Annotated in this window: 20 protein-coding genes; 8 read left to right on the top strand and 12 right to left on the bottom strand. The window is 49.6% G+C overall.

Annotation, left to right across the window (positions count from 1 at the left end):
- The first annotated feature begins 281 nt into the window (after window positions 1-281).
- Window positions 282-731, top strand: coding sequence for a universal stress protein (locus EZMO1_RS13405; protein WP_034872878.1), 450 nt, complete (start codon window positions 282-284; stop codon window positions 729-731).
- Between the two features lie 337 nt (window positions 732-1,068).
- Window positions 1,069-2,457 (top strand): hypothetical protein, encoded by a 1,389-nt coding sequence (locus EZMO1_RS26845; protein ID WP_061509531.1) that lies wholly within the window; start codon window positions 1,069-1,071, stop codon window positions 2,455-2,457.
- A gap of 167 nt (window positions 2,458-2,624) precedes the next feature.
- On the opposite strand, the gene uup is transcribed toward EZMO1_RS26845, so the two are convergent.
- The 5 genes from uup to EZMO1_RS13435 all read right to left on the bottom strand — a co-directional run bounded on the left by uup (window position 2,625) and on the right by EZMO1_RS13435 (window position 8,106).
- The gene (gene uup / locus EZMO1_RS13415; RefSeq protein ID WP_034873505.1) at window positions 2,625-4,523 is read right to left on the bottom strand and encodes an ATP-binding cassette ATPase Uup; all 1,899 of its coding nucleotides are present in this window, start codon (window positions 4,521-4,523) and stop codon (window positions 2,625-2,627) included.
- Between the two features lie 272 nt (window positions 4,524-4,795).
- The gene (locus tag EZMO1_RS13420) at window positions 4,796-6,037 is read right to left on the bottom strand and encodes an MFS transporter (protein ID WP_034872875.1); all 1,242 of its coding nucleotides are present in this window, start codon (window positions 6,035-6,037) and stop codon (window positions 4,796-4,798) included.
- A 203-nt stretch (window positions 6,038-6,240) separates the two neighbouring features.
- The gene (gene sixA / locus EZMO1_RS13425) at window positions 6,241-6,684 is read right to left on the bottom strand and encodes a phosphohistidine phosphatase SixA (RefSeq protein WP_034872873.1); all 444 of its coding nucleotides are present in this window, start codon (window positions 6,682-6,684) and stop codon (window positions 6,241-6,243) included.
- An 18-nt stretch (window positions 6,685-6,702) separates the two neighbouring features.
- Complete coding sequence (locus EZMO1_RS13430) at window positions 6,703-7,023, bottom strand: DUF4389 domain-containing protein (RefSeq protein ID WP_051789290.1); 321 nt, start codon at window positions 7,021-7,023, stop codon at window positions 6,703-6,705.
- Between the two features lie 54 nt (window positions 7,024-7,077).
- Entirely contained in the window at window positions 7,078-8,106 is a 1,029-nt protein-coding gene (locus EZMO1_RS13435) for an NAD(P)H-dependent glycerol-3-phosphate dehydrogenase (protein ID WP_034872871.1), read from the bottom strand.
- 290 nt (window positions 8,107-8,396) lie between these two features.
- Between EZMO1_RS13435 and fabA the strand changes: the two genes are divergently transcribed.
- Both fabA and fabB read left to right on the top strand, forming a co-directional pair.
- A complete protein-coding gene (gene fabA, locus EZMO1_RS13440) occupies window positions 8,397-8,909 on the top strand; it encodes a 3-hydroxyacyl-[acyl-carrier-protein] dehydratase FabA (protein WP_034873503.1) in 513 nt (170 codons plus the stop codon).
- Window positions 8,910-8,938: 29 nt separating this feature from the next.
- Window positions 8,939-10,156, top strand: a complete 1,218-nt coding sequence (gene fabB, locus EZMO1_RS13445; protein ID WP_034872869.1) for a beta-ketoacyl-ACP synthase I — start codon at window positions 8,939-8,941, stop codon at window positions 10,154-10,156.
- Between the two features lie 67 nt (window positions 10,157-10,223).
- Here fabB and EZMO1_RS27315 read toward each other — a convergent pair whose 3' ends face one another.
- Complete coding sequence (locus tag EZMO1_RS27315; RefSeq protein WP_145912596.1) at window positions 10,224-10,619, bottom strand: hypothetical protein; 396 nt, start codon at window positions 10,617-10,619, stop codon at window positions 10,224-10,226.
- A 147-nt stretch (window positions 10,620-10,766) separates the two neighbouring features.
- Between EZMO1_RS27315 and EZMO1_RS13460 the strand changes: the two genes are divergently transcribed.
- A protein-coding gene (locus EZMO1_RS13460; RefSeq protein WP_145912435.1) for an IS3 family transposase occupies window positions 10,767-11,874 on the top strand; the annotation gives its coding sequence in 2 pieces (ribosomal slippage) (window positions 10,767-11,035 and window positions 11,034-11,874; 1,110 coding nt in all).
- Window positions 11,875-11,916: 42 nt separating this feature from the next.
- Here the strand turns inward: EZMO1_RS13460 and EZMO1_RS13465 are convergent.
- Window positions 11,917-12,318: a diacylglycerol/lipid kinase family protein gene (locus EZMO1_RS13465; protein WP_082211579.1), complete on the bottom strand. Its 402-nt coding sequence runs from the start codon at window positions 12,316-12,318 to the stop codon at window positions 11,917-11,919.
- Window positions 12,319-13,070: 752 nt separating this feature from the next.
- On the opposite strand from EZMO1_RS13465, the gene EZMO1_RS13475 reads away from it, so the two are divergent.
- Both EZMO1_RS13475 and EZMO1_RS13480 read left to right on the top strand, forming a co-directional pair.
- On the top strand, window positions 13,071-14,345 hold the full coding sequence (locus EZMO1_RS13475; RefSeq protein WP_034872858.1) for an aromatic amino acid transport family protein: 1,275 nt from the start codon (window positions 13,071-13,073) through the stop codon (window positions 14,343-14,345).
- Window positions 14,346-14,525: 180 nt separating this feature from the next.
- Complete coding sequence (locus EZMO1_RS13480; RefSeq protein ID WP_034872856.1) at window positions 14,526-15,944, top strand: L-serine ammonia-lyase; 1,419 nt, start codon at window positions 14,526-14,528, stop codon at window positions 15,942-15,944.
- Window positions 15,945-15,993: 49 nt separating this feature from the next.
- On the opposite strand, the gene EZMO1_RS13485 is transcribed toward EZMO1_RS13480, so the two are convergent.
- The 4 genes from EZMO1_RS13485 to EZMO1_RS13500 form a co-directional block, all read right to left on the bottom strand.
- Complete coding sequence (locus EZMO1_RS13485; RefSeq protein WP_222842110.1) at window positions 15,994-18,018, bottom strand: hypothetical protein; 2,025 nt, start codon at window positions 18,016-18,018, stop codon at window positions 15,994-15,996.
- 95 nt (window positions 18,019-18,113) lie between these two features.
- Complete coding sequence (locus tag EZMO1_RS13490) at window positions 18,114-19,541, bottom strand: transposase (protein ID WP_145912468.1); 1,428 nt, start codon at window positions 19,539-19,541, stop codon at window positions 18,114-18,116.
- A gap of 38 nt (window positions 19,542-19,579) precedes the next feature.
- The gene (locus tag EZMO1_RS13495) at window positions 19,580-21,226 is read right to left on the bottom strand and encodes a hypothetical protein (protein ID WP_034872852.1); all 1,647 of its coding nucleotides are present in this window, start codon (window positions 21,224-21,226) and stop codon (window positions 19,580-19,582) included.
- 15 nt (window positions 21,227-21,241) lie between these two features.
- On the bottom strand, window positions 21,242-21,568 hold the full coding sequence (locus EZMO1_RS13500; RefSeq protein ID WP_222842111.1) for a hypothetical protein: 327 nt from the start codon (window positions 21,566-21,568) through the stop codon (window positions 21,242-21,244).
- A gap of 236 nt (window positions 21,569-21,804) precedes the next feature.
- Here EZMO1_RS13500 and EZMO1_RS13505 point away from each other — a divergent pair, with 236 nt between their 5' ends.
- Window positions 21,805-22,701 carry a 1,4-dihydroxy-2-naphthoyl-CoA synthase gene (locus tag EZMO1_RS13505; RefSeq protein WP_034872848.1) on the top strand — a complete coding sequence of 299 codons (897 nt, stop codon included), beginning with the start codon at window positions 21,805-21,807 and terminating at the stop codon, window positions 22,699-22,701.
- Between the two features lie 170 nt (window positions 22,702-22,871).
- Here the strand turns inward: EZMO1_RS13505 and htpG are convergent, their stop codons facing one another.
- Window positions 22,872-24,791: a molecular chaperone HtpG gene (htpG, locus tag EZMO1_RS13510; protein WP_034872847.1), complete on the bottom strand. Its 1,920-nt coding sequence runs from the start codon at window positions 24,789-24,791 to the stop codon at window positions 22,872-22,874.
- Window positions 24,792-24,876: the final 85 nt, after the last annotated feature.

The raw sequence follows: 24,876 nt of genomic DNA on the forward strand, positions 1-24,876 counted from the left end.
CTCCGATGAAAATAGATCGTTATTGTTATTGCCTGACGGGAAACCCGGCAGGAAGCATCATCAAGTATCAGAATCATACAGTTGTTTGAATTTCATGGAAACATCCTGTTACATTTTGTTCACATGAACGATAACAGTCTGTTCCGGATGGTTCTTTTTCGTCAGTATTACTCCTTAAAAGGCTTTTAGCAGTGGACAATGATCTGGGGCACAATAAACTACAGAGTCCACGGCTATTATGGCTGCAGCCAACAATTTCACTCTCAAGAGGAAAACTGCCTATGAGCCTCTACAAGCACATCCTGGTCGCAATTGATCTGTCCGACGAAGCAGACGACGTACTGGAAAAAGCCAAGTCACTCGCAGAAACCAATGGTGCCCGCCTGACTCTGGTGCATGTTGTTGAGCCACTCAGTGTTGCCTATGGCAGTGATATACCCCTTGATCTGACCACTTTGCAGGATGAAATCACCAAACAGGCCAAAGAGCGCATATCCAAACTCGCAGAGAGCATTCATCTTGACAAAGGCGAGCAGCATGTGGTCTACGGTCGCCCGGAACGTGAAGTTCACCGGATTGCCGAAGAAAGCGATGTAGACCTGATTGTGGTGGGCAGTCATGGCCGCCATGGTCTGGCTCTGATACTGGGCTCCACCTCCACCAGCATCCTGCACGGTGCCTGCTGCGACGTGCTGGCCGTACGTGTTGGTAAAAAGAACCGGCATCACTGATCGCGATTCGCGTCCTCAGACTGCCTTATTCAGCTCATCCAACAGGTTGCCCGGCGTCAGTTTTCGGGCAACCTGAATCTGAACCCTTCAAACAACCTCTCAAACTCTGACCATCGCACCCATTTCGTACAATGGACAATATCGGAAATGAATCCGGGGCAGGTAACGATGGACGGTATTAATCAAACAGGCAATAACAGCAGTCAGCCATTGCGCGGCGCCCCCCTTCAACTGGGTGCAATTAAAAGTGTTCCGAGAATGCTGAAATCATGATTTTTCGGAATTTTGTTCCGAGCATTTCTGCAGGGTTAGGGCTTTAAAAAATGGAAAACCTAACATGTCAGGAACACTTTTAATTGCACCCCCTTCAACTCAGCCCATTGAAGAAAAACGCGCCAGCCATGTTGGCAGGATGATCAGAAAATTTGACAAGGAAAACGCTCTCGGTAAGAGAAAACACCCGGACAACTCTGAAAAAAGACCGTTGACCGAGAAAAAGACCACCAGGCTAAAAGCCGCAAATCCCTATCTGAGAGCGCCTCTCTCAGAAAAAACAGACAACGCGCCCCCTGTAAAGCATATGAGACTGGATTCTGACACCGGAGCAGAATCCGACCAAGGGGTAAAGCCTCAGAAAAACCCACACATACTCGAACGCCATGACACCTTGAGGCCCTGGCGTACTTTCACTCCACCTTTCACTCCACCTTTCACTCCACCTTTCACTCCACCTTTCACTCCACCTTTCACTCCACCTTTCACTCCACCTTTCACTCCACCTTTCACTCCACCTTTCACTCCACCAACAGGCGGGCAGCTTGAACTCACAGCGGTGGAGATGGAGTTTGAAACGACTTCCGACCAGGCCAGCCCGGCTCCTCCAACCTATGCACAAGTCATGAAAAAAAGACCCACTGGTTTGAGAGCATCCATCAAGGTTAACCCTTACGATAATGCAACCGGACTGCAGGCACATTACTCGACGCTATCCTCTATACCTCTTTATCAGGCACCCCATGTCCCGGCCTGGTCAGTGGATGAAAACGCGCATTATGAAAAACCCGGAGTTCCTCGCCCATTGTGGTCTGGCACAGAACTGTCCAGTAAGCTGGTGTCCCACTATCAGGTGCCCCGTATGCCGCCCATGCCGATCGATGGACATCTGAAATACGACATTCCGCCCCCACCTTTGCCAGTACGCCCGCCTTTCGGTTACGCCTCTAAAGAAGATGATATGGGCTACCTCAGCCCCGGCTCTATCCCGGCAAATGCATTACACCGTGCCAGTCGTTCATCTGCTGGCGATCCGGATTATGCTTCCATTAACGAGCTGGAAATGTCTCAGAATCTCGAATCACGAGAAGCAACAAACCCGCTGTACACTCCTGCTTCTGATTCCAATAGACCTGAGCTGCCAACAAGAGAGAAGCAATTAGCGGTAAAGACCGTCCAGCAATATCATCAATCTGCCCGTCAATTACAAAAACTTCTCGAGCAAGGTCTACTGAACCTGAAAGGAGATATCCAAACAAAACCCAACACCAAAGCCTTACGAAAGTCTCAGCGCAAAGCCATGGACGCCATGAAAGAGCTGCAGTCAAGAATTGACGAGCTAGATTCACTAAGAAACCAGTTGCAAGGCGTGACAGGCAAAACCGACAACAAGCAACTGCTCGCACTTAGAAAAAAATCAAACGCATTAATGCCACACTGCTACCCATTGTGAAGTACGCCTATGGTGGTGCAAAAGTCGCTGAGTGGCAGATAAAGGTACCTGACAGAGTGCCCAAAACAGGAGTGCCCAAAAAGAGTATCTGATAAAAAACTCACCCATAAAAAATCCCCGGAAGCACAAAGCTACCCGGGGATTTTTTTTCCGACTCAAGTTGGGTACTACATATTCTCCAGTTCTTCCCAACGCTCCATCTTCGCTTCAATATCCGTATTTACTTGTTCAAGTTTCAGCAATGTTTCCTGAACAGTCTGCGAGTCACCCGTATAAAAGTCCGGTTCAGCGATTTGAGCTTCAAGCGCGTCCAACGTTTCCTCCAGCGCTTCGATCTCTGCCGGTAACGCGTCCAGCTCCCGCTGCAATTTGTAGCTCAGTTTTTTCTTTTGGGGCTTAACCTCTGTCTTCACAGGTTCGGGCTTGGAAGCATTTATTTCAGCCTTTTTCTCCATGGATTCAGCCACTAACTGGTTAATAGCGCCTCCCTGACGTAACCAGTCATCAAAGCCACCCACGTACTCTCTGATTTTTCCTCCGGGCTGAAACACCAGGCTGCTGGAGACCACGTTATCCAGAAAGGCCCGGTCGTGGCTGACCAGCAATACCGTGCCAGTAAATTCCACCAGCAGCGATTCCAGCAGTTCAAGGGTTTCAACGTCCAGGTCGTTGGTCGGTTCGTCCATCACCAGCAGGTTTGCAGGTTTGCTGAACAGTCGGGCGAGCAGAAGGCGATTACGCTCGCCTCCCGACAGGGCTTTTACCGGTACACGACAGCGCCCCGGTGGAAACAGGAAATCACCGAGGTAGCCAATGACATGGCGATTACTGCCATTGATGGTAATGGTCTCCCGACCTTCCGCCACGTTATCAATGACCGTTTTCTCCAGATCCAGCTGATTACGCATCTGGTCAAAATAAGCCACTTCCAGTTTCGTGCCCGACTTCACCTTGCCCTGTTGCGGCTCCATTTGCCCCAACAAAATACGCAACAGGGTGGACTTGCCTGCACCGTTGGCTCCGATCAAACCGACCTTGTCTCCGCGCATGATACGAAGACTAAAGTCTTCAATAACCTTATGGTTATCAAAGGCCTGAAAGATATTCTTCACTTCCATTACCAACTTGCCGGAGCTGTCACTCTGCTCCAGACTAAAGCTGGCTTTACCCTGCACTTCCCGTCGTTCCTTACGTTCGTTGCGCAAGGATTTCAACGCCCGAACCCGTCCTTCATTACGGGTACGGCGGGCTTTGATGCCCTGACGAATCCAGGCTTCTTCCTGAGCCAGTTTTTTATCGAACAGAGCATTCTGCTCGGCTTCCACTTCCAGTGCGTGAGCCTTTCGTTCCAGATAGGTGTGGTAGTCACAATCCCAGCTGGTCAGCTTGCCCCGGTCCAGCTCAATAATCCGGGTCGCCAGACTTTGCAGGAAAGACCGGTCGTGGGTAATAAACAGCAGGGCACCGTTAAAATCTTTCAGCTGCTTTTCCAGCCAGTCAATGGCCACAATATCCAGATGGTTGGTTGGCTCGTCCAACAGCAGCAAATCCGGCTCGCACACCAGAGCACGTGCCAGTTCAACACGTCTACGCCAGCCACCTGACAACTCCTTCATCTGCTTTTCAGCAGGCAGCCCGAGCTTTTTAATGACCGTTTCAACCTTTTGCTGAAGACTCCAGCCATCTGCGGCCTCCAACTGCTGCTGAACCCGCTCCAGCGCTTTCATGTCCGCATCGGACTCAATGGACAGGGAGAGCCGGTGGAAATCACTGATCAGTGTTCCCACCTGCTCCAGACCGGAAGCAACAACGTCATACACCTTCTGGTCGTCCTGACCCGGCAGATCCTGATTCAGCATGCCTATTTTCAGGCCGGGCTTACGCCAGATAGAGCCATCATCGGCAATAATCTGTTCCGACACCAGTTTCATCAGGGTGGATTTGCCCGCACCGTTACGACCGAGCAAACACACCCGCTCACCTTTACGAATCTGAAAATCTGCGCCATCCAGCAGTGGCTGGTCACCATACGCCAGGCTGATGTTATCTAATCGAAGTAGCGGCATTGCCTTGAGAACCATTTATCAATAGACAGGGAGAGCTAGGAGGCTGTCTGAGAATAGTCTGCCCTACTGCGGTGGCAGAAAATTGGTCTAAAAAGTCGCTTTTGTTCGTCAAATAGCTTGCTATTCTCCTCACAAAATCGACTTTTTATCCTCAATTTTCTGTCATCCTCGCTACGGGTGCTATTCTCAGACAGCCTCCTAAGGCCCTCCACAGGAATGACAGGCAAGGATACCTGCATCAAAAAAGGATGTCATTGCAAGAAGGAAACAAGCTATGCCGCAGGTGATCTTTTATCGAACCTGTCAACTCTGAACATGGATGCCAGAATGCACAGGAGCGCCAACGCCTGACAAGCCACAATCAGGAAGAAGGACGTCCGGTAACAAGCCGTTGACACCTGTCCGGCAGAGCCATCGTGCAACCATTCCAGGCATCGGCCTATCATTGGCTGCAGCACAGGAGCACCCAGCAGCATAAACCCATTACCAAAGGCCAGTGTAATGCCCGTCATACCAGCTGGAGCCAGATCACGCAGCATGGAAAACACCAGCATATATCCCCCGCAGCTCATACCGGCAAAAAAGCACAGCAGACACATGCCCTGAATAGAGCAATCACAGTAAATAATGGCTCCGACCACCAGCATTTGTAAAACCACACTCGCCAACATGAACCGCTGACAGTGCCCGAACAGTGTCACCAGCCCCCCCAGTAGAGGGGCACCAATAGCAAGCCCGATAAAAATCAGCGAAATGGATCCCCGGGCCAGTTGCGGGCTTTCCGGAAACCGCACCGTCAAAAAGGGAATGCCCCAGAGACCGGCAAAAGTACTGATCAAGACAAAACATCCGAACCCGTAAAGGCAGTAGCACCAGAAACGATAGTCCCTGAACAGCAATGACCAGCGATAAGTCACTTCAGGTTTGTTCTCTGGTTCACCTTCAGCAGCCCGGCTGCGCACAATAGACACCAACAGCAAACTCAGCACAACGCCCATGATGGCGACCAAACCCATGGCGTCTCTCCAGCCATAAACCTCCATGAGCAGTGGCAGGGCTACCGGCCCCAGAGCACCTCCCAGCAACGCCATGGATTCAACCAGCCCACTAAGCGCCGGAAACCATCGTTTAGGAAACCAGCAGGCCACCAGCGACATGCACACAACAATCCCCGGCGCCGTGGCAATACCCATAAAGCCACGAGCCATGGTTGCTTCTGTAAAACTACCCGCCCGGGAAAACCAGAAACAGGCTGAAGCCAGCAACAAACAACAGACAAACAAGGTCCAGCGACCGCTGAACCGGTCAGCCACCACGCCACCCGGGATTTGAAAAATAAGATAGGTATATAAAAAAGCACTGGTGACCCAGCCCACCTGTGGCAAATCAAGGTTCAGACTGTGTTGCAGTTCAGGCAACATAACCGAGGTCGAGCCTTGCAACATAAACTGGTACGAACAGAACAAACAGGCCACCAGACAGATCAACACTGACTTCCACGATACATTTGTCATACTGAATGCCCTCCCTGACGGTTGCCAATCAACTCTGCAAGTCTGCTTAATTGCCGACTTTAGCCACATTTAGAAAAGTAAGTTGAGAAGAAGTTCAGACAGGAAATAGCAAATCAGCAAGCAACACTGACAATGCTTTTAACAATTCGGGAAGAACGCCCTGAAATCCATGAAAACCAATAAAGATTCAGGGCATAGTTTGATTAGGCTGGTAACATTTTCTGCAAGGTTGCCAGACCGGCAGCCGGTAACTCCAGATCCAGCACGGCGGCATTGGCCGTGGCGAATCCGGGCCCGCCATAAGGAACCCCTTCACACAACAATCCGGTCAGTGCACTGACCAGAGGCATATGACTGACCACCAGAACATTGCCCTGCTCCGGTAATTGTCCGATAGCTTTGGCCGGAGAGTCATCCGGCGTAATGCCATCAAGAGTGTCTACTGAAACACCGAGGATGTCCGAGGCTATCGCGGCGGTTTGTTGAGCCCTCAGATAAGGGCTGGCAACAATTCGATCAATGCCCTCGCCCTTTAATTGCCCAACGGTTTTACGCACTTCTTCACGACCCGCTTTGGTCAAAGGCCGTAATGAATCGCTCGGGGCAGACCAGGAGGCCTGCCCATGTCGCATAATAATTAACTTCATGGATGTGTCAGCTAATGTTCATTGTTCATCAGAACCGGTGTTGCTCTCATGTTTGGAGCAGTCAGCATGCTCTGGCCAGTCGGAAAATGGAAACGGCTTGTCCTCGGCGTTATAAGTCAGAAATTCCAGAACCTGAAACAGATAACAGTTAAGGCTTTTGGAAAACATCAGTAACCGCGTATTCGGTGCACCACTGACAAAACCTGTGACCATTTGTACCATTGCCACAATCAGCACCAGAACGCCTGCAAAATAGCCAGCCACCAGATAAAACATCATAAACAGCAATCGCAGCCAGCGAGACTCGGATTTCAGATTATTTAACAGTTTATCGTCCATAATCGGTTGCCTCCTCTTCGTGTTATAAACGTTATTTAAGCTATCTATAAAAAGCTATCGAACCATGAACTCCACATCGGTTTTCAGCTCTTTCATCATCATACTCTTAACCAGCTGCTGCACATCATAACCCTCAAAGATAATCTTGTGCAGCCCGTCAGCCAATGGCATGTAAACACCCAGCTCTTCTGCTTTCTGGTGCACCTGGCACAAGGTATTGATACCTTCCGCCACCTGCCCCAGGGCTTCTTCGGCCTGTTTCAGGGTTTTGCCCTGCCCCAGCGCATAACCCACCTGAAAATTACGGCTAAGGCTGGAGGTACAGGTCGCAATCAAATCGCCCACTCCGGCCAGACCCAGAAAGGTCAGCGGATTCGCGCCCAGCTTGACGGCAAAACGGCTCATCTCTGCCAGACTGCGGGTAATCAGCATACTCTTGGTGTTCTCGCCCATGTTCATAGCGGCTCCCATGCCCGTGACAATGGCATAGATATTCTTCAGGGCGCCCGCTAGCTCAACCCCATACACATCATGGTTGGAATAGACCCTGAAATAGTCACAGTGCAGCACGCCCTGAACAATTTCACACAACTCATCATCTTCACTGGCGATCACCGATGCAGTGACCGCTTTGGCAACAATTTCCTTCGCAAGATTAGGGCCACTGAGCACTCCGGTACGAATATCGGTTAACTCTTCTTTAAGAATCTCGCTCATCAGGTCAAACGTCACCGGCTCAATGCCCTTGGTGGTACTCACCACAATTTTGCCTTTCAGAAGGTCGCCCGCCTGTTTCACTACCGTACGGAAAGATTTACTGGGAATCGCAATCAGAACCATGTCGGCATCAGCCAGTACCGTCTTCAGATCGGTCGATGCCCAGACCGACGGATGAATGGCAAAGCCCGGCAGGTAGCGATGATTCATATGATCGTCATTGATCCCGCGAACCTGCTCCGGATTGCGCATCCACAACCTTACGTGATGCCCGTTATTGGCCGAGATATCAGACAGTGCAGTGCCAAAGCTGCCGCCACCCAGAATGGCTATGGTATACTGCCTGCTGCCGCTGCTCAGTGTCATGTTTCGTTTCCGGTCAGATTATTTCCCTAGAAGTCAAAATGATACCTCATAGTCAGGCGATCAGCAGCACAGGTAAACGGTTATCAGACAAATCAACCGCATTAATCCGTGTTGTAATTTTGTTAAATGTCCCCATTTAGGCATGATGTACAACGGGAGCAGTGGTATAGTTCAGCCACAAAACAAGGTGCAACCGTTATAAATTAACGGAAGCCACAGAGCGTTTCCGAATGCCCATTGACTGTATTCAGCCGAACGCTGATGCAGATATTTCATGGAATAACGAACGAATGAAGCAACAATCCTTCGAAAAAGACGATCTGATCCGCTGTTCACAGGGTGAACTGTTTGGTCCTGGCAATGCACAACTGCCAGCGCCTGATATGCTGATGCTGGATCGTATCGCCCATATTTCCGACGAAGGCGGCGCCTATGGCAAGGGCGAAATCATTGCCGAACTGGACATTACCCCTGACCTCTGGTTCTTTGACTGCCATTTTCCGGGCGATCCGGTCATGCCGGGCTGTCTTGGTCTTGACGCCATGTGGCAGCTGGTTGGTTTTTACCTCGGCTGGCAGGGCAATCCGGGCAAGGGTCGTGCCCTTGGTTGTGGTGAAGTAAAATTCACCGGTCAGATTCTGCCTACCAGCAAGAAAGTCACCTACAGGATCAATATCAAGCGGGTCATTGCCCGTAAACTGGTACTGGGTATTGCTGACGGCAGTGTCAGTGTCGATGGCAGAGAGATTTATACTGCCGAAGGCCTGCGCGTTGGTCTGTTCCAGAACACAGACTCTTTCTGATTTCATTCAGCTAATTCAGGTTTACACAAATGAAACGAGTTGTAATTACAGGGATCGGCATCACTTCCTGCCTGGGTAACACTCAGGACGCGGTGGCCGACTCTCTCAAGCAGGGACGTTCCGGCATTCGCTTCAATGAAAGCTATGCCGAGCAAGGCTTTCGCAGCCAGGTGTCTGGCAGTGTTGATATTGACCTGAGCGAACACATTGACCGTAAAACCGTTCGTTTTATGGGCAGTGCAGCGGCTTACGCCTACATTGCCATGAAACAGGCGATTGAAGATGCCGGTCTGACTGAAGACCAGGTCTCCAACCCTCGCACCGGCCTGATTGCAGCCTCCGGCGGCGCGTCTTCCGAAAACATTGTCGAGTCTGCGGATATCATGCGCAGCAAAGGTGTTAAGCGCGTTGGCCCTTACCGTGTTACCCGTACCATGGGCAGCACCGTATCAGCCTGTCTGGCAACACCTTTCAAAATCAAGGGTGTTAACTACTCCATTACATCTGCCTGCGCCACCAGCGCACACTGTATTGGTAATGCGGTTGAACAGATTCAGCTGGGCAAACAGGACGTTGTTTTCGCCGGTGGTGGTGAAGAAGAACACTGGACCCAGACCGGACTGTTTGATGCGATGGGTGCCCTGAGCACCAAGTACAATGAGACGCCGGACAAAGCTTCCCGTGCTTACGACGCCGATCGTGACGGTTTCGTGATCGCCGGTGGCGGCGGCATGGTGGTGGTTGAAGAACTGGAGCATGCTCTGGCTCGCGGTGCCAAAATCTACGCGGAAATCGTTGGTTATGGTGCCACCTCCGACGGCTACGACATGGTCGCGCCTTCCGGCGAAGGTGCCGTTCGCTGCATGAAGATGGCACTGGAAACCGTTGACGGCCCGGTTGATTACATCAATACCCACGGAACCTCCACACCCGTCGGTGATGTTGCCGAGCTGAAGGCCCTGAAAGAAGTGTTTGGCAATGATATGCCCACCATCAGCTCCACCAAGTCCCTGTCCGGTCACTCTCTGGGTGCCGCAGGCGTACAGGAAGCTATCTATTGCCTGCTGATGATGAAGCACGACTTTATTGCAGCGTCTGCCAACGTGGAAACCGTTGATCCGGAAGCCGAAGGTCTGCCGATTCTGGCAGGAGAAGCGAAAGAACAGAAGCTGGATCGTATTCTGTCCAACAGCTTTGGCTTTGGAGGCACTAACGCCTGTCTGGTGATGCAGCGTTACGACAGCTGACCTGCCAACAGCACCTTCTGATGCTTGATCAGGCAGGCTCTTTTAGCCTGCCTGATCTGCTTTTACCCTACTGCTCCATTAGTCTTTCTTGATCTTTATTAGCCTCTTGCGGTGTACGTGCACTCATGAACCGAAACAACTCAGGTTTCCACTCTGCTTGAATAGGGTAATTCATACGAAAAACCTCACCATCAATCTGAATGTTTGCCCCTATCTGATTATTTGCAGAGTATACAATCAGCTTTTTGAATTCTTTCTGTTTTAAACCTGAACGATCAAACCAACTTTGCAGTTGCATCCGTATAAGATTCCGGAAACTACTTGAGCTGTCATTACTGTACCTAAGAAAACCCTGCTGATTTTGTGGGCTCATACCATTGAACAACCTAAGCCCTCCTCCACACGTTTCACCCGTTCCAGCAACAAAAACATTTAGTGGAAAGTTGTATAGCTCGTCATCCAAAAAACAACTCATCGTTGGTGCTTGCCACTGATGCGCAGCCGATATTGCTGTCTGACACCTTGGCAGGCAGGTATGATGGACCCCATAAACTGGACAGGTAGCTAAGTTAAGTTTTCTGGCTGTAAGATGACCCTGCAGGAGGGAATCATGACAGCAAAAAGAAAACGACATAAGCCCGAATTTAAGGCACAGGTAGCACTCGAAGCCTACAAGGGCGAAAAGACCATAAACCAGCTGGCAAGCGAACACGAAGTTGCAGCCGTTCAGGTTAGCCAGTGGAAGCGACAGCTACTCCAGGGGGTTCCAGAAGTCTTCGGCAGGGCACGGCCAGAGGTAGATCCAGATGCGCTCACTGCCCCCCTGTATCAGGAGATCGGACGGCTTAAAATGGAGCTGGACTGGTTGAAAAAAAAATCTGGCAATGTCCATTGATGACAAACGGAGATGCATAGACCCGGATCACTCGAAGATCAGCATTCAGCGCCAATGTGAACTGGTTGGGTTAAGCAGGTCAAGCTGGTATTACCAAGCTTCTCCAGCTTTGGAAAGCCCTGAGAATCTGAATCTGATGAGGCTCATTGATGAGCAGTATACACGTACACCGTTTTACGGCAGTCGTAAGATAACTGCATGGCTGAATGAGCAGGGCTTTCCGGTCAACAGGAAGCGTATACAGCGACTTATGAGGCTGATGGGCATACAGGCTGTCGGACCAAAACCGGGCACAAGCCTGAGAAACAAAGAGCATAAGGTTTACCCGTACTTGTTGAACGGCGTTGATATTGTGAGACCCAATCAGGTCTGGAGTACTGATATTACGTACTGCCCGATGCCTCAGGGGTTTATGTATCTGGTTGCCATTATTGACTGGTACAGCCGTTACGTGGTCAGCTGGGAGCTGTCGAACACACTGGATGCAGACTTCTGTATTCATGCGCTGGGTCGAGCTTTGGAACAAGGTGAACCTGATATATTCAACACTGACCAAGGGTGTCAGTTTACCAGTAATGATTTTCTGGCACCTCTTCAGGAACGGGAAATACGTATCAGCATGGACGGGAAAGGGCGAGCACTGGATAACATTTTTGTCGAGAGGCTGTGGCGCTCCGTCAAACATGAATGGCTGTACACGCATGAATTTCAGACTGTTCCAGAGCTTTATACTGGGCTGGATGAATACTTTGAGTTTTACAACACTGAACGATTACACCAGTCGTTGAGTTATAAAACGCCTAAGGCAATTCACTTTGCATGAGGGCTTTGGACCACTGCCAGGACTTAACTTAAATTTGTTGGTTTACTGTCTTGACAGTGGGGTCCACCATAAGGAAAGCAGGCAGTTTCTACGTGAAACATTATCATGCCCGTTCTTGATTCGGGTCGCCTCAGTGGTTAATCCAAGATCTAACTCATCAACCGCGTATCTTGTGATCTCTCGATTAGAATCTCCATCAATACCGCTGATTTCATACGCACCAAAAGGAGTTTCTACACCATTAACTAATGTCTCCAAAGCATGATCAACACTTTCAATCCCTAATGTTCTGGCTATGTCATTACCCGTTCCAGTCGGAATAACACCGAACACTACTCGGGGCTGATTCGCAAGTGATTGCACCACTTCATGGACACTTCCATCCCCCCCACAGCAACGATCAGTAATTGGCTTTCTTGATTTGACGTATTCACTGCAAGCCATTCAGTGTATGCACCCGCTGCATGCGATGTCGCACTTCCCGAACCATCTGTTCGCTCTACTGAAAAAGTCGGAGTGGTTTGATTAATTTCACCGGACTGTGCAGGCGTTTGAGTCGATCCGAAACGTTGGGATATCTTCCCATGTAGCCGACTCCAAACCCTTTCACTATGACCATGATTACTGGTTAGATTGACAATAAAATGGATATGGGTAACGTCTGTTTTTGCTTTCAGAGGTAGTAAAAATATAGAAAGGAACAGCAGCCACAAAAAAGAATCATTTACTCTCACCCGATTACACCTTCGAAAACTCAGTACCAGATTACCAATGTAGTCGAGGTAGCTACCCACAATGAGACGCATCAGAAAGAAACAGCAAAACTCTGATGGCAAAAGAAAGAAAAGCGGCAAATTACTGAAATTTTTTTACGCAATACTGAAGATTAAATAGAAAATCTTGATAATTATTTTCGAACAATGATTTAAACAGATTAACTCTTAATAGGTATCAACAGATCACAACACCAAAAGTACGCAGCCGATCATTTAATAAACGAAATAATACGAACATCAGCTAAGCAAACAACGTAAACAAAAGAACCCATTCAAACCGTCGCAAATCATAACACAGATCAAAGATTAATCACCCTAATCTCCATCAATACAATCGAAGAACAATTTCTGTACAGTTCGCCCCATCAAATCAATTTTTAACCGCTCCTGAATCTGTTTCTACGGAGGAGATAAGAGCATATGGCACACGCAGAAGTATTAACCTCGTCACAAACGGGCGCTCAAAGCAAAGCGGGCAGCAAACGCGACACAGAATGGATGCTGGCGCTGTTCGGCACCGCCATTGGTGCCGGTGTATTGTTCCTGCCCATCAACGCCGGTCTGGGTGGTATCTGGCCACTGATTCTGATGACCGTCATCATTGGTCCAATGACTTTTCTGGCGCATCGCGGCCTGACCCGTCTGTGTCTCTCCTCCAAAAACCCTAACGCTGATATTACCCAGACCGTTACCGAACATTTTGGTGAAAAAGCCGGTTCCCTGATTACCCTGGGCTACTTCGCTTCCATCTACCCGATTCTGCTGATTTACGGCATCGGCATCACCAACACCGTCAGCTCCCTGATGGTGAACCAGCTGGGTATGGCCGAGCCAAACCGCGCCATTCTGAGTCTGGTTCTGGTCTCTGCGCTGGTTGGCGTCATGGTGACCGGTCAGAAAACCGTTCTGAAAATTACCAACACCATGGTTTACCCGCTGATCGTGGTACTGTTCGGTACTTCCGTGTACCTGATTCCTCAGTGGAACATGGCACAGTTTGAAGCGTCCATCTCCATGGGTGACTTCCTGAGCACCGTATTCCTGACCATTCCGGTACTGGTATTCGCGTTCAACCACTCACCTGCCGTGTCCTCCTTTGCTTCCTCTTACCGCAAGGATCTGGGCAATGACGCAGAAGCACACGCCAGTCGTACCCTGAAGCGCACCACCATGCTGCTGGTTGGTTTCACCATGTTCTTTGTTTACAGCTGTGTACTGACTCTGTCTCCGGCCGAGCTGATTGCTGCCAAAGAAGCGAACCTGCCGATCATGTCCGTCTTCGCCCAGCGTACTGATAATGCCATCTTTGGCTGGATGGCCCAGATTGTTGCCATCGTTGCCATCTCTTCTTCCTTCTTCGGTCACTACATGGGTACCCGCGAAGGTCTGCAGGGCATGATCGTCAACAAAGCCAAGCGCGAAGGCAAAACCGTGAACATGAAAACGGTTGATATGGGCATCATCGCCTTCATCATCCTGTCTGTTTGGGCCGTGGCTTACATGAACGTGTCGGTTATGGGCATGATTGAAGCACTGGTTGCTCCGATCCTGGCAATGATCCTGTTTATCCTGCCGGTATACGCCACCAAGAAAGTACCTGCTATGCGCAAGTACGATGCAAAGATCAACCTGTTTACCTTACTGATGGGTGTCATTGCCATCTCTGGCTTCATCACCGCCGAGTTCTTCCTGTAACTCTGTGAATAGCTGACAACGCAGCTACTTATAAACAACGTTGAACGCTTCGGAAAACCGGAGGAAGTCTACCTTCCTCCGGTATTTTTTCATCTGGCAATAGCTGCCAGAATCGCTTGAAAGAAATCGTTACATTTCTGCAACTGTATTCAGTTAACCCAACATCACTGTAGAGACGGCATGCTTAGTATTTTTGACATCTTCAAAATCGGAATCGGCCCATCCAGCTCTCACACCGTTGGCCCCATGTGGGCTGGACATCGCTTTCTGAATGAACTGAAAGAAAAAGGCATTTTGGGCAGCATTGCTTCGGTACGCGTCGGTCTTTACGGCTCCCTCGCGCTGACCGGCGTCGGACACGGTACCGACAAAGCCTCCCTGCTGGGTCTGGCGGGTTACCAGCCTGACACCATTGATCCTGATGAAGCGGATAAAGCCTTTGAAGCCATCAAAACCAGCAAGAAAATCAAGCTGGCGGGTGAACACGAAATTGCTTTCGACTACGACACTCAGCTGATTTTCCACAATGGTGAAACGCTGCCTGAACATCCCAATGCCATGCGCATTTTTGCTGCCGATGAAAATGGCATTGTCGTCTACTACAAAACCTACCTGTCCATTGGCGGTGGTTTTATCGTCTGCGCCGATGAATTCAATAAACCGGCAGCATCCACCAATGATGAACAAACTGACGATTCCAAGGAATCCAGTATCCCCTACCCGTTCCGCAATGCCGCTGAACTGATCAAGCTGTGCAAGGCCAACAACCTGAGCATTGCCGAGCTGGTCATTGAAAACGAAAAAGCCCGTAACAACGGCGACATTAACATTGTTAATGAAAAAATTGATGCCATCTGGGATGTCATGCGCAACTGCATCGAGCGGGGCCTGCGCATGGAAGGCAAACTGCCCATGTCCGGTATCAAACGTCGTTCATTTGACCTGCACAACACCCTGACGGCAAACCCGGAAGTCATGCTGAACGACCACTTTGCCATTATGGACTGGGTCACCCTGTTCGCCATGTCCGTGAACGAAGAAAACGCCTGTGGTGGTCGTGTTGTCACAGCCCCTACCAATGGTGCTGCTGGCGTTATCCCTGCTGTCATTGCCTACTACTCACGGTTTATTTCCCGTAACAATCAGGCGGGTATTCGCGAGTTCCTGGCTACGGCGGCTGCCATTGGCGCCATCATCAAAATGAATGCCACCATTTCCGGTGCAGAGGCAGGCTGTCAGGCAGAAGTCGGTTCAGCCTGTTCCATGGCCGCTGGCGCGCTGGTTGCGGTTCAGGGTGGCACCATTGATCAGGTTGAGAATGCTGCTGAAATCGGCATGGAACACCATCTGGGCATGACCTGTGACCCGATTGCCGGTCTGGTACAGATTCCATGTATCGAACGAAATGGCATGGCCGCTATCAAGGCCATCACAGCAGCCCGTCTGGCTATGCGTGGTGACGGTAACCATGCCGTGTCCCTCGACAGCTGCGTTGAAACCATGTACCGCACCGGCCTGGACTTGCAGGCCAAGTACCGTGAAACGTCGCAGGGTGGTCTGGCGATTTACGCGAAAGAGCATTCTTCCAGGATTGCCTGATTTTTTCAGAACAGCTCGGGAAGAAGATTCATGGCCTTCTTCCCGGCTCTTAACGATAAGGTTCGGGACCAAAACGCTCCGTATATTCATATCCCTCAAACGTTGTTGGCAAATAATAGTCATAGTCTTTTTTCAAGTATTCCAGCACGCCTTCTACAGCCTCGTCAGTCTGATAATGCCTCACCAAATTTTCTTTGTATTTCCCGAATCTCGCTTCAGCAAGCCTATGCTCTGACACTGATTGTTTGTACTTCCCATAAAGTGAGGCAACCTTCCTGAATGATGAGACCCAACGGAAAGGCGCTTCAGGAACACCATCTGGTAACTCTGCATTTTCTTTCTCGTCAAACAAAAGAGCCTTCCAGTCATATCCCGGGTAGATGAGCATCAGCCGCTCAATAAATTCATTATGGATATTTGAGCGGGTATCCAGAATTCCCACCATCATCTGAACCAGGGAAACCCGATGATCCGTTTCCTGACACCATTTATGCAGATCTTCAGTACGACCTCCCATAATCAAGCCATGAGCAAGGCCATATAAATAGGTCAACGTATTGTTCCCCCAGCGCTCTTTAAGCGCCTTGTACCTCAGCGCGTCCGCCGCTGTAGCAACACCAAACACAATACCCAGTTTACTGGTTGGCAGGCTTGCAGCAGTTCTTAACGCATACTCCTCTCCACGATAGTGGCGAATATACTGAACGCGATAGTTGCCATTCTCGTCTTTCACCATAAATATCTCGACTTTGTAGTGCTCACTGAACTGATTGAGAACACCGTTCGCAGCTCCGGGATCAAGGTTGATATTAATACTTTCACCATCGACCACACGGCGACCCAATACATCGCCTAGATAATCGTAAAACTCCTCCACGTTAACAAGATTTTCATTAAGGTTGATATGGCCCGTTAAGGTGAAGCGGAATGCAGCCAGAATGAAGGTACCATCCGAGTCTGGATTACAGTGGTTTTCGTCTTCTATTTCCCTTACCAGAACTGACGCCTCCCCCAGAGAAAACTGCGCCCTGCCCACCCCGGTATTCCAGACCGTTCTGCCTTTTTTTACGCATTTTGTCAGCATATGTTTTTTGTACTGATGTTGTGAGAGCTGGAAATGATTGGTCTGCATTGCGATTAAAATAGAGTTCATCCACTCTGGCAGATGCTTGCCTTCAAGATGGTTAAGGGACTTGTATTGCCGAACCAGCCACAAAGCCGCCACCAGCATTTTTCTTTGAAGTTCGCCAATGGATCTGGCCTTGCGTCTTTTCATTACCTCTTTAACATACTTCGATTTTTCATTATTCAGGTACTCCATCTGAACTTTATTAAACTCTTCAAAGTTTGCCTTCATGAGAACTTGAATGAAAAGCGCAACATTTGAATGCTGCGACTCAAAGCCAGAGTCGTACTGCTCGAGCTGGTTCCATGAAAAAGGTATTGCATTGTCTATCGCTGATGCTTCATTTTGCTTAAACTGCTCTCCAATGGAAGCAGCTTCTTTCCGTTCTCGAAACTGGCGAGCGACAAGCGATAAGCGTTGCAGCAACTGCCCGATGCATAGCTCTGTGACTTGCCCACTCCGGGAACACAAAAAATCATTGGGATATCGGCGTGCAAGTAAGTTCAGTATTTCAGGAGGGAATTCAGATGTTGGAAACGACAGGTTCAGTGCCTGTTCGTCTGCAAGATAATTCAGATCATTCGAGGCTTGTTTAAGTATTCTCTTGATTTCATCCTCTGATTCATTTTCGGGCTTTGGATTCAACCGGTTCAGTAAAGTATCAAAACGAACATAGTCGTTACCCCAAACCAGTTTATAGCCATCAAAAGCCGCTCCGGCACTGAAAGCCCCCAAACCTCCAGCTACCGTCCCTCCGAGCTGACCTTCCAGAATCCTGCGTTTAATGGCAAGATACGGTGGATTAACGATCGCACTTTCCGGGTTTCTGTAAACAAATCGAACCCCGGGATCCAGAACGCCCTCCTTAACCAGGCGCCCGTGTAACTGATTGACCTCTTTGCCTATACGCCGATGGTTAGGCTTCGCCTGCAATGTTCCATTCAACAAACGCTTCAGGGCTTTTACCGGATTGCGATACAGCTTGAAAACCTCATACTCGATGCTGCAGTTTTACCTAAACAAGTAACGTATTTATCTCGATTCTAAGCTGCATCTAAAAGTTTAAACTTCCGGGCGTGTGCTTTGAGTGAGTCAGTTGCCTTTTGTTCTCCCAGGTCTCTACCAGCCATATGCCTGCTCGACTCCCGCTTGGGCAAAGTATGCTCTAAGGCTAAGGCCAGAGCCTTAAGCTCGGTATCTGGATCTTCCGATTCAACCACTGATTTCACCGTAGCAAGCAAGGCTTCTGCATTGAGGCGTTCGATCAGACAGCCTGCGGGCATTCCGGCCTGTTTGTTTTTCAGTAGGACGAATTGCTCAGGGTGCAGTAACAGCATGTGTTCGCACAGCAGGCTCAGGATCACGCCGCGCTGCGATCCGTCAGCACCTTGCTGTTTGCTCAACCTGTTCCAGCCACAATGAGCTTTCCAGTCTTGAATGAAAACCTCGACCAACCACCTCAAGGTGTAAATCCTGGCTATGTCGGTATGCCGCCATGACATATCTGAAGCCACCAGATAGCGATAATCCTCTTCACCCTCATACTTCAGGGCAATAACAAAACGTCTTTTCCCATGAGCCTTAACATACAGCCGAGCAGCCAGCATCGTGACCTGCTCTTCTTTGCCACCGCGTATTATGAGTTGAGTTTCAGCGCCTTTCTGGCGCGAAAAGTAAGCTTTGAGAGTCGCTTCCGAGTGGTTTCGGTTGGATACTTTCTGATTCGAGCGCAGTTGGCTGACAACCTGGGCTCCGCCTGTTATTTCCGCAGCCTTATCCATAAAGTCTCCTGTGCCATACAGTGCATCAGCGAGAATTGCTTTGATCGTAATGTTGGGAAACGAATCAACAAATTCTTGCAGCATAACCAGCGTCAACGACTGCATGGTGGGGTAACGAACATGATCTGGCTCAGGACGGTTCGGTCGTTCTTTTTTCTGAATGCCTTGCTTCCTGAGCGCCTTGTCTTTCTTCCTCCATGCAGATAACTCAGGGTCAGGAATATAAAAGCGAAACCCTACTGGAAAGGTAGCTACTTCAGTAACGAGCACCATAAACACCAGTTCCTGCCCATTAAAATAACCACCTGTTGATTTGTCTTTTATCTTATGGGCACCGTCGATTTTTGAAGTCCTTTTAGTGCGCTTTTTTCCTGTATCGTCGATAGCAAGGGTTCCACTTTGTATTCCATAGCGTAGAAGAATATTTCTGACGCTGGCCTGTAGCAGGCTTTGCCATGCAATTTCTGCTTGATAAAACATCCAGCACAGACGGGTCGCTTTGAATCTGCCTAAGCTTCTGCGCTCAAAAGCAGCCCAGTTAATAGTTTTAGTTACCACGATTCCCATGATAAAAACGCCCAGTGCCACTTTCTGGGATCTACTCAACTGCGCAGAGGAATTGATGGACTTGAGCGAATCATTCAAAGCATCCAGAAAGGCAGTGACAACGGGTAATGGGCGAATTAGCAAGATACGACACTTGACGGTTATTAAGTTCCTATGAGATCTTACCTCCAACCTGCTGCTGTGGCTATGATGGAATCTCGCAAGGCTTGAATTCGGAGCTGCAGTAGTAGTCTGCTCTTATGCCACCCTGCCATTTCCTGCTCTCCCTCAAATATCAAAAACTGCAGCATCGAGTCATACTTATGCCAACTATGTTGAATGAAATCATTCACATTGTTGAAGAGTTTTCCGTCAATTTCACCCGCAAACACCCCCCCCCTGAACGCTGCCTTGACTGCGCCACTGATTGTATCAAGGGAAAAGTCAGCACCGACAATGACACCTTTTTTAATCTGAAACAGGAGCTTTGCAGTATCGGTGGTGACATACCAGTCATGGCGTGTGGCTCCAAGATACCCGGTCAAAATAGCACTGGCAGCCCCGGGAACCGATGGCCCCCCACCGACCCTAAGCCCTGCCTGCACCCGGTAAAGAGCCTCCTCGCCGGGGTTACCAAAACCCTGCAAATCTTTTTTCAGCTTTTTCTTAAGCTCAAACTCTTCAGTCCGGAACACACTGTCTTCCAGAAGCGTCATCATCAACCCGATAGTTTCACTATGCTCCTGAAACTCGCTCTCTTCGCCTATCAGTATTTGGGATTCATTCCCTATCCGGCTTCGCTCTGCCAGATCTTTGAGCATCCTGATCACCTCTCGATGAAGGAGGTGCACATTATCAACGGAGTACGGGTCCACACGATGGTTGTTCATGGCCATATTCAGAAGGTTCAATCTGACCTGCGGAATATGGAAGCGATAAGTATCAAGAAATGAATCCATAACCCGGTCGAACAAAATCACAAACGTTGATCGGTCTGTTGGGTCTAGCACACCGCCTTCCTGAGCAACTGCACGAGCATGTCTGCCAACCGAAGGCGTAAATAAGCGGGTTAAAACCTCTGGCTCAAGCTCATTTATAACGTCCGAATCCTGGCCCACTCTTTCTGAAAAGAAATGCCTTAAAGCACCCTCTTCAAGCTCATCGATAACATCTCTGGTTTGGCCTTGGTTATTGGCTTCAAGCCGGTCCAAGGCTTCTGTAATTTCTCTGAGTTGTTCAGAAATCAAATGGCTCAATGCCATTAGCTCTTCATCGTCCGTATCTTCAGATGGCTCCGATGTATTCTGAAGCTCCTGCTCAGAAACTTCCGGAAGGCCTTGAGATATATCAGACTCTTCCCCCTCAAGGAGGAGTGGTTGTGACAAATCATTTTCTTCATCAGCATCACTATCTATGCCTGTGCTGTAGCCACTGCTTTCCTCATCTGACTGATGCTCTACAGTCCTCGACTTACAGTTACGGCGTCGCAACTCTTCACCAAATCCGTCCCTGGGCATGCAAGGACGCCGGTGTCCAACGCCGACCGTAATGGTCCAGTGCTCACTACTGAGATCATTATCTTCGTCATCACTGACAGCTCTGGAGTCTGCATGACGGTTCTGCAGGTTTTCCCGTGCCGCCCATTGCCTTAGCCGGAGGAATTCCAGACCAGCATAACGACCCAACGTTCGACTGGACTGTGGTTCTTCATCTTCACTGTCACTACTGCTCTGATCAGCAAAACCATCATCGCTATTATGGGCAGCCGTGTGAATCTCTTGATGAACGTCAGGGTTTTCTTCGACTCTGGACACCTGAAAACGAACCATTCTATTAGGCCGCACTTATCGATGAACAGCCTCAGGCTCAACATTAACTTCCTGAGCAAGCGCTGGTCGAAAGAAATCCTGAATCCTTTGTACATCTCTGTCTCTTTCAGACAGGCGTAAAAAACCCGGTGGAAGAGATCGCTGCCAGGGAGGAAGATCTTCTTGTCTATTCCCATCATTCCCGTCTTCTTGTTGTATCAGTGATCGCAGATCCTGTTTTCTCAACGTCACAAGAGCAGAAAGGCCAAGCAGAGACGATGTATGATAGACATTGGGAGTAGCAGCACGAGCCTGACCGTTATGCCCGGCAGTAAAAGGCATGGAAAGTATCAGCGAAAGCAACTTGCACTTGAACTTCAAAAGGGTGTGTATCCTTTATTGCATATTATTCAAATAATTATGTCGCCAATTTAAAGTAATGGTTAAAAATTGCACTGGTCTAAAAGCACTAACCTGCAATGCTCTTAAAGTGGTTTTTAAATAGCGCCAATGGCTATATGATGCGCCATCCGTTTTCATTACCTGTTCTCACCCAAATGAAAAGAGCACAGGTAATATAGCCAAGATGGAGTTTTACTATGGTTTCTGAAATTTTTGATCCGCAGCGATGGATTGAAGTCAAAGGGTTTGACTTTGAAGACATCACCTACCACCGGGCAAAGGATCAGGGAACGGTTCGCATCGCGTTTAACCGCCCTGAATGCCGCAATGCCTTTCGCCCGAAAACCGTTGATGAACTGTATCGTGCGCTGGAACATGCCCGCATCTCCAGCGATGTCGGCGTTGTTATCATTACCGGCAATGGCCCATCAGCCAAAGACGGAGGCTGGGCGTTTTGTTCTGGCGGCGATCAGCGTATTCGCGGCAGAGACGGTTACAAATACGAAGGCATGCCTGCCGATGAAATAGACCCGGCCAAACTCGGACGACTGCATATTCTGGAAGTTCAACGGCTGATTCGCTTTATGCCCAAAGTAGTGATGGCAGTGGTTCCGGGCTGGGCGGCAGGTGGCGGTCACAGCCTTCATGTGGTGTGCGACCTGACCATTGCATCTGAAGAGCATGCCGTGTTCAAACAGACTGATCTGGATGTCGCCAGCTTCGACTCCGGCTATGGTTCTGCGTACCTTGCCAAAATGGTCGGACAGAAAAAAGCGCGGGAAATTTTCTTTCTGGGACTCGACTACTCGGCTCAGGACGCCGCCGATATGGGCATGGTCAACAAAGTCGTTCCCCACGCCGAGCTGGAAAACGTAGCTTTGGAATGGGCAAAGATTATCGGCGAAAAATCACCAACCGCTCTGCGAATGATGAAGTACGGCCTGAACCTTACGGATGATGGCATGGTGGGCCAGCAACTGTTTGCCGGTGAAGCGACACGACTGGCGTATGGAACCGATGAAGCGCAGGAAGGCAGGGATTCTTTCCTTGAGAAACGTCCAAAAGACTTTTCAAAATTCCCCTACCACTACTAAAAGAAAAGTGTACTTACTGTAGGTTGGGACGAGCGAAGCGACCTCCCAACACGGTGAGCCAGCTGACAAGGTTACATGAAAGCAACCCGTATGTGCCATGTTGTGAGTCACCGTGTTGGGAGTCGCGTTCCGCTCGTCCCAACCTACGGGATGCATCAAACCAGAAGGCTTTACTCAGCCATTTCCAGCAACAACTTGTTCAGGCGCTGAACGTAAGAAGCCGGGTCATCCAGCTGCCCACCAGCGGCCAGACTCGCCTGATCAAACACCACCTTGCTCAGGTCAACAAAACGGTCTTCGTCGCTTTCCTGATCCAGACGGGTAATCAGCGGGTGCTCGGGATTGATCTCAAAGATCGGCTTGCTCTCAGGTACATCCTGACCCGCTGCTTCCATAATGCGACGCATCTGCGCTCCCATGTCGAACTGTCCTACCACCAGGCAGGCCGGAGAGTCAGTCAGACGGTGGGTCACGCGCACTTCTTCAACACTGTCACCCAGTGCATCCTTGATACGCTTCAGCAGGTCTTCTTTTTCCTTGGCACTCTCTTCCAGAGCTTTCTTGTCATCTTCGTTGTCCAGAGTCCCCAGATCCAGATCGCCACGGGCAATATCGGCAAACTGCTTGCCATCGAATTCCTGCATGTGGGACATCAGCCATTCGTCCACACGATCGGACAGCAGCAGCACTTCCACACCCTTCTTACGGAACACTTCCAGATGCGGACTGTTCGCCGCAGCATTGTGCGTGTCTGCAGTGATGTAGTAGATCTTGTCCTGACCTTCCTTCATGCGGGAAATATAGCCTTCCAGACTCTGATCCTGAGTTGCGCCTTCGCTCTCGGTGGTGGCAAAACGCAGCAGTTTGGCGACTTTTTCACGGTTAGCAAAGTCTTCAGCAGGGCCTTCTTTCAGTACCTGACCAAACTCAACCCAGAATTCGGCATACTGTTCCGGCTCTTTCTTCGTCATTTTTTCCAGCATATCCAGCACACGCTTGGTCAGTGCTGTTTTCATGCTGTCCACCGCCGGATCTTTCTGCAGAATCTCACGGGAAACGTTCAGAGACAGATCGTTAGAATCCACCACACCCTTGATAAAGCGCAGGTACATGGGCAGGAACTCATCGGCCTGATCCATGATGTAAACACGCTGAACGTAGAGTTTCAGACCTTTCTGCATGTCACGGTTATACAGATCAAACGGTGCCTTGGCCGGGATAAACAGCAGGCTGTTGTATTCCAGCTTGCCTTCCACGCGGTTATGACTCCACTTCATCGGATCAGTAAAATCGTGACTGATGTGTTTGTAGAACTCTTTGTATTCTTCGTCAGAAATGTCGGAACGGGAACGGGTCCACAGCGCCTTGGCAGTGTTTACAGTTTCCCACTCTGGCGCTTTGTTTTCCTGCTTCTCTTCTTCGCCTTCTGCAGCCGGTGCTTCTTCTTTCAGCATCAGGATAGGCAGGGAGATATGGTCAGAGTATTTGCGAATGATATTGCGCAGACGCCAGCCATCGGCAAACTCTTCTGCTTCCGGCTTCAGGTGCAGAATAATACTGGTACCGCGCTTTTCTTTCTCGATAGTCTCTACGGTGAACTCGCCGGAACCGTCGGACACCCAGCGAACCGCTTCGCCAGCAGCGACATCGGCTTTACGGGTTTCAACGGTAACCTTGTCAGCAACGATGAAAGCCGAGTAGAAACCCACACCAAACTGACCAATCAGCTGGGAGTCTTTTTTCTGGTCGCCGGTCAGGTTCTTCAGGAAATCGGCAGTGCCGGACTTGGCAATGGTACCCAGATGAGCAATCACGCCTTCGCGGTCCATACCAATGCCGTTGTCAGCGATGGTGACGGTTTTGGCATCCTTATCGAAGCTGATGCGGATATCCAGATTCGGGTCAGATTCCAGCAGGCTGCCATTGTGCAGGGCTTCAAAGCGCAGTTTGTCGGCCGCGTCGGAAGAGTTGGACACCAGTTCGCGCAGGAAAATTTCACGGTTGGAATACAGGGAATGAATCATCAGGTGAAGCAGTTGCTTTACTTCAGTCTGAAAACCTAATGTTTCTTTCTGGGCTTCGACAGTCATACGATCCTCAATACGATGTCATTCAATTCAAAATGCGTTAACTCGTATTTAGGGGTGATCGTTTTTGTTTTCAAGGGAGAAAATT

The organism is Endozoicomonas montiporae CL-33, from assembly GCF_001583435.1.
Lineage (GTDB): Bacteria > Pseudomonadota > Gammaproteobacteria > Pseudomonadales > Endozoicomonadaceae > Endozoicomonas_A > Endozoicomonas_A montiporae.

Coding starts and splice junctions, on each gene's coding strand:
- EZMO1_RS13405 (WP_034872878.1), top strand. CDS start 282: ATGAGCCTCTACAAGCACATCCTGGTCGCAATTGATCTGTCCGACGAA.
- EZMO1_RS26845 (WP_061509531.1), top strand. CDS start 1,069: ATGTCAGGAACACTTTTAATTGCACCCCCTTCAACTCAGCCCATTGAA.
- uup (WP_034873505.1), bottom strand. CDS start 4,523: ATGCCGCTACTTCGATTAGATAACATCAGCCTGGCGTATGGTGACCAG.
- EZMO1_RS13420 (WP_034872875.1), bottom strand. CDS start 6,037: ATGACAAATGTATCGTGGAAGTCAGTGTTGATCTGTCTGGTGGCCTGT.
- sixA (WP_034872873.1), bottom strand. CDS start 6,684: ATGAAGTTAATTATTATGCGACATGGGCAGGCCTCCTGGTCTGCCCCG.
- EZMO1_RS13430 (WP_051789290.1), bottom strand. CDS start 7,023: ATGGACGATAAACTGTTAAATAATCTGAAATCCGAGTCTCGCTGGCTG.
- EZMO1_RS13435 (WP_034872871.1), bottom strand. CDS start 8,106: ATGACACTGAGCAGCGGCAGCAGGCAGTATACCATAGCCATTCTGGGT.
- fabA (WP_034873503.1), top strand. CDS start 8,397: ATGAAGCAACAATCCTTCGAAAAAGACGATCTGATCCGCTGTTCACAG.
- fabB (WP_034872869.1), top strand. CDS start 8,939: ATGAAACGAGTTGTAATTACAGGGATCGGCATCACTTCCTGCCTGGGT.
- EZMO1_RS13465 (WP_082211579.1), bottom strand. CDS start 12,318: ATGGCTTGCAGTGAATACGTCAAATCAAGAAAGCCAATTACTGATCGT.
- EZMO1_RS13475 (WP_034872858.1), top strand. CDS start 13,071: ATGGCACACGCAGAAGTATTAACCTCGTCACAAACGGGCGCTCAAAGC.
- EZMO1_RS13480 (WP_034872856.1), top strand. CDS start 14,526: ATGCTTAGTATTTTTGACATCTTCAAAATCGGAATCGGCCCATCCAGC.
- EZMO1_RS13495 (WP_034872852.1), bottom strand. CDS start 21,226: ATGGTTCGTTTTCAGGTGTCCAGAGTCGAAGAAAACCCTGACGTTCAT.
- EZMO1_RS13505 (WP_034872848.1), top strand. CDS start 21,805: ATGGTTTCTGAAATTTTTGATCCGCAGCGATGGATTGAAGTCAAAGGG.
- htpG (WP_034872847.1), bottom strand. CDS start 24,791: ATGACTGTCGAAGCCCAGAAAGAAACATTAGGTTTTCAGACTGAAGTA.